This is a genomic window from Roseitalea sp. (genome assembly GCF_984466335.1).
Genome location: NZ_CFIFWG010000137.1, coordinates 1 through 5,237 on the forward strand (window position 1 = coordinate 1; position 5,237 = coordinate 5,237).

Genomic DNA, 5,237 nt, shown 5'->3' on the forward strand with positions numbered 1-5,237 from the left:
GCAGTTCATCGAGGAAGGATTGCGAAAAGCGCATGCGGCTTGGTCCGGAGGCGAACGGTCCGTGCAGCGTTACCATGCGCCGCCGGCGGCGGCGTCATGGAATCGGCCGGGGTGTGGACGGCGGCCGGCAGGGTGTGGAAAACCCGCGGCCCGGCTCCGGCCGTCAGCGCAGCATGCCGCGCACGATGCCCGACGCCTTGGTGAAGTCCATCTGGCCGGGGAACTGCTTCTTGAGCTTGTTCATGCACTTGCCCATGTCGCGCAGGCCCTCGGCGCCGGTGTCCTCGACGACGGCGGCGCAGGCCTGCTTGACCTCGTCCTCGCCCAACTGGGCGGGCAGGAATTCGGCGATGACCTCGGACTCATAGCGTTCCCGGTCGGCCATTTCGAGCCGGCCGGCCTGCTCATAATCGATGACCGAGGCTTTGCGCTGTTCGATCATCTTGGACAGGATGGCTTGAATCTCGTCATCGGAGACGGGATCACGGCCGGCGCCGCGGCTGGCGAGATCACGGTCCTTGACGGCCGCCGCGATCAGGCGCAGCACCGATATCCGGCATTTGTCCTGTGAGTCCTGAGCTTCCCTCAACGCAGCATGAATGGCTTCACGCATGTCGAACTCCCAGTAAAGCTTTGTGAACAATAGCGGCGGCGCCGTCGCCATGCAAGCCGCCTGGCTATCTCACAAAGCCATGATGATAAAGGGTTTTTCGAATGGTCTGCATTTTAAGCACCAGGACCGGGCCCGGACGCGCGCCTTGCGGGACCGCAGAGCGCAAACCCAGGTCATGGCCTCATGGACGCGACGGATCGGGCGGCCGGAACGGCAAGCAGACCAACCGCAGCCCCATCGCCCCCGCACCTTGCATCCAACCAGATCGGCTCATATCAAATCTCACCGGTCTCATGCGCGCCCGACCCAAGGCCAACGGTTCGAGAAGGCGGCCCCGGTTGCGTTCCGGCCCAATATGGTGTTTGCCAGCGCAGGCGGCAAGCGCAACCGGCGCCGCGGCAAATCACAAGAGTGTCACATCCATGACGGACAGCCAGCAGGTGGTCGCCCAAGGACCCTGGATCGAGCCGCGCGCGACGGCGGTTCTGGTTCTGGCCGACGGGACGGTTCTGGAAGGCGAAGGCTTCGGCGCCACGGGCGCCGTCGAGGCCGAGGTCTGCTTCAACACCGCGCTGACCGGCTATCAGGAGATCCTCACCGACCCCTCCTATGCGGGCCAGATCGTCACCTTCACCTTTCCGCATATCGGCAATGTCGGCACCAATGGCGAGGATGTCGAGGACCTGACCCCGGCGCGGCGCGCGGGCGCGGTGGGCGCGGTGTTCAAGGCCGCGATCACCGGGCCGTCCAACTATCGCGCCGCCGGCCATCTGGACGCATGGCTGAAGGCGCGCGGGATCATCGCCCTGTCGGGCATCGACACGCGCGCCCTGACCGCGCACATCCGCGCGCACGGCGTGCCGAACGCGGTGATCGCGCACGAGGCGTCCGGCCGGTTCGACCTCGATGCGCTGAAAGCGCGCGCGGCGGGCTGGAGCGGGCTCGTCGGCCTCGATCTGGCCGGCCAGGTCACGTCCGGCCAGACGTCGACATGGACCGAGACGCCCTGGGCCTGGGGCCAAGGCTATGGCGAGGCGGGCAACGCCTCGATGCACGTCGTCGCCATAGATTACGGCGTCAAGCGCAACATTGTGCGCCTTCTGGCGGGCCTGGGCGCGAGGGTGACGGTGCTGCCGGCGACCGTATCGGCCGACGAAGTGCTCGCGCATGAACCCGACGGCATCTTTCTTTCGAACGGGCCGGGCGATCCGGCCGCGACGGGTGCCTATGCCGTGCCGGCCATCAGGACGCTGATCGAGACCGGCATCCCGCTGTTCGGCATCTGCCTGGGCCACCAGATGCTGGCGCTGGCGCTTGGCGCACGGACGATCAAGATGCACCAGGGCCACCATGGCGCGAACCATCCGGTCAAGGACCACACCACCGGCAAGGTGGAGATCGTGTCGATGAATCACGGCTTTGCGGTGGATTCGTCGAGCTTGCCGGCCGGCGTGACCGAGACGCATGTGTCCCTGTTCGACGGCTCCAATTGCGGCCTGGCGGTGGAGGGCAAGCCGGTCTTTTCGGTGCAGCACCATCCCGAGGCCTCGCCCGGCCCGCAGGACAGCCACTACCTGTTCCGAAGGTTCGTCGATCTGGTCCGCGCGCGGAAGGGCGATCCGGCGGCCGCCGGAAGCTGAGCGTCGACGGCCGAAGGCGCCCGCAGGCCTTGCCGAGGGCGGCGATGAGAGCTGCGCGCCGATACCGTGCGCGGTCGTCGGGGGCTCCGCCGTCTTTCGCGTCGCGGACGGGGTTACATCGGTCGGCGCTTGCTTTATAGGCCGCATTCAGCCCGAACACAGTTTCGACCATCACGCCGGCCGGCCGTCCCGACCGGCGTTCGCGCGCAAGAAAGACAGTCCATCCCATGCCCAAGCGCACCGACATCGACACCGTCCTGATCATCGGCGCGGGACCGATCATCATCGGCCAGGCGTGCGAGTTCGACTATTCGGGCACGCAGGCCTGCAAGGCGCTGAAGCAGGAAGGCTACCGGATCGTCCTGGTCAACTCCAACCCGGCGACGATCATGACCGATCCGGACCTGGCGGACGCCACCTATATCGAGCCGATCACGCCTGAGGTCGTTGCCAAAATCATCGAAAAGGAGTGCAGCGAGCGGCCGGACGAGACCATGGTTCTGCTGCCGACCATGGGCGGGCAGACCGCGCTCAACACCGCGCTGTCGCTGAAGGCCATGGGCGTTCTGGACAGGCTCGGCATCGAGATGATCGGCGCCAGGCCCGAAGCCATCGACAAGGCCGAGGACCGCAAGCTGTTCCGCGAGGCGATGGACCGGATCGGGCTCGAAAGCCCGCGTTCGGTGCTGGTCAACGCGTCAAGCATCAAGGAAGAGGACCGGGCGGCGCACGAGGCGCGCCGGCAGGCGCTGCGCGATGCGAAGTCGAGCATGGAGCTGGATGCGGCGCTCGACGCGCTGGAGCTTGAATGGCGCGACGGCACCTCCGACCGCAAGCAGCGCTACATGACCCACGCCATGGGCCTTGCCGCGCAGGCGCTCGACGAGGTGGGCCTGCCGGCCATCATTCGCCCCTCCTTCACGCTCGGCGGCACGGGCGGCGGGATCGCCTACAACAGGTCGGAATTCTTCGAGATCGTCGAGCGCGGCCTCGACGCCTCGCCGACGACCGAGGTGCTGATCGACGAGAGCGTGCTGGGCTGGAAGGAGTACGAGATGGAGGTCGTCCGCGACAAGGACGACAATTGCATCATCGTCTGCTCGATTGAAAATGTCGATCCGATGGGCGTGCATACGGGCGATTCGATCACGGTCGCGCCCGCGCTGACGCTGACCGACAAGGAATATCAGATCATGCGCAACGCCTCGATCGCGGTGCTGCGCGAGATCGGGGTCGAGACGGGCGGCTCGAACGTGCAGTTCGCCGTCAATCCGGACGATGGGCGCCTCGTCGTCATCGAGATGAACCCGCGCGTGTCGCGCTCTTCCGCCCTGGCATCGAAGGCGACGGGCTTTCCCATCGCCAAGGTCGCCGCCAAGCTGGCGGTGGGCTACACGCTGGACGAACTGGACAACGACATCACGGGCGGCGCGACGCCGGCCGCGTTCGAGCCGTCGATCGACTATGTGGTCACCAAGATCCCGCGCTTTGCCTTCGAGAAGTTCCCCGGCGCCGAGCCGGTCCTGACCACGGCGATGAAATCGGTCGGCGAGGTGATGGCGATCGGCCGCACCTTCGCCGAATCGCTGCAAAAGGCGCTGCGCGGCCTGGAGACCGGGCTGACCGGGCTCGACGAGATCGACATTGCCGGGCTCGGCGAAGGCGACGACAGGAGCGCCATCCGCGCCAGCCTCGGCACGCCGACGCCCGACCGGCTGCGCATGGTGGCCCAGGCCGTGCGCCTGGGCTTCTCGCTCGAAGACATCCACGCGGCCTGCGCCATCGACATGTGGTTTCTCGAACAGCTTCAGGCAATCGTCGGCATGGAGGCGCGGGTGCGCGCCCACGGCCTGCCGCCGGACGCGGCCAACATGCGCGCGCTCAAGGCGATGGGCTTTTCCGACCAGCGGCTCGCATCTCTGGTCTCGGACGACGAAGCAGGCGTGCGCGCGCACCGCCGGGCCCTCGGCGTCCGGCCCGTCTACAAGCGCATCGACACCTGCGCGGCCGAATTCGCCTCGCCCACCGCCTATATGTATTCGACCTACGAGACGCCGTTCGCGGGCGAAACGCGCTCGGAGGCGCGCGTGTCGGATCGCAGGAAGATCGTGATCCTGGGCGGGGGGCCGAACCGGATCGGCCAGGGCATCGAGTTCGACTATTGCTGCTGCCATGCCGCCTTCGCGCTCGCCGAAGCGGGCTTCGAGGCGATCATGGTCAATTGCAACCCGGAGACCGTTTCGACCGATTACGACACCTCGGACCGGCTCTATTTCGAACCGCTGACCGTCGAGGACGTTCTGGAGATTCTTGCCGTCGAGGAATCCAAGGGCACGCTGCACGGGGTGATCGTGCAGTTCGGCGGCCAGACGCCGCTCAAGCTCGCCAACGCGCTGGAGGCGGCCGGCATCGCGATCCTGGGCACCGCGCCCGACGCGATCGATCTGGCCGAGGACCGCGACCGGTTCCAGAAGCTGCTCGTCAAGCACGATCTGACCCAGCCGGAAAACGGCATCGCCTATTCGGTCGAGCAGGCCCGGCTGGTGGCCGCCCGGCTCGGCTTTCCGCTGGTCGTGCGGCCGTCCTATGTGCTCGGCGGACGGGCGATGCAGATCGTGCGCGACGATGCCGCGCTCGATTCCTACCTGCTCGGCACCGTGCCCGAACTGATCCCCCAGGACATCAAGGCGCGCTACCCGAACGACAAGACCGGGCAGATCAACACGCTTCTGGGCGCCAACCCGCTTTTGTTCGACACCTATCTGTCCGGCGCGATCGAGGTGGATGTCGACTGTCTGTGCGACGGCGAGAGGGTGCACGTCGCAGGCGTCATGGAGCATATCGAGGAGGCGGGCATTCATTCGGGCGACAGCGCCTGCTCGCTGCCGGTGCATTCGCTGTCCCCGGAAACCGTCGCCGAGCTCGAACGCCAGTCCGAGGCGCTCGCCCGCGCACTTGGCGTCGGCGGGCTGATGAACGTGCAG

At 66.8% G+C, this 5,237-nt stretch carries 3 protein-coding genes; 2 read left to right on the plus strand and 1 reads right to left on the minus strand.

The genetic code is table 11. The features are described from left to right. Positions 1–163: 163 nt before the first annotated feature. Positions 164–613: a GatB/YqeY domain-containing protein gene (locus AC5E6L_RS11920; RefSeq protein WP_491228361.1), complete on the minus strand. Its 450-nt coding sequence runs from the start codon at positions 611–613 to the stop codon at positions 164–166. Between the two features lie 422 nt (positions 614–1,035). On the opposite strand from AC5E6L_RS11920, the gene carA reads away from it, so the two are divergent. Both carA and carB read left to right on the plus strand, forming a co-directional pair. After that, positions 1,036–2,253, plus strand: a complete 1,218-nt coding sequence (gene carA / locus AC5E6L_RS11925) for a glutamine-hydrolyzing carbamoyl-phosphate synthase small subunit (RefSeq protein WP_491773537.1) — start codon at positions 1,036–1,038, stop codon at positions 2,251–2,253. A 227-nt stretch (positions 2,254–2,480) separates the two neighbouring features. Continuing rightward, positions 2,481–5,237: carbamoyl-phosphate synthase large subunit (gene carB / locus AC5E6L_RS11930; protein WP_491773539.1), on the plus strand; the 2,757-nt coding region annotated here is incomplete at its 3' end.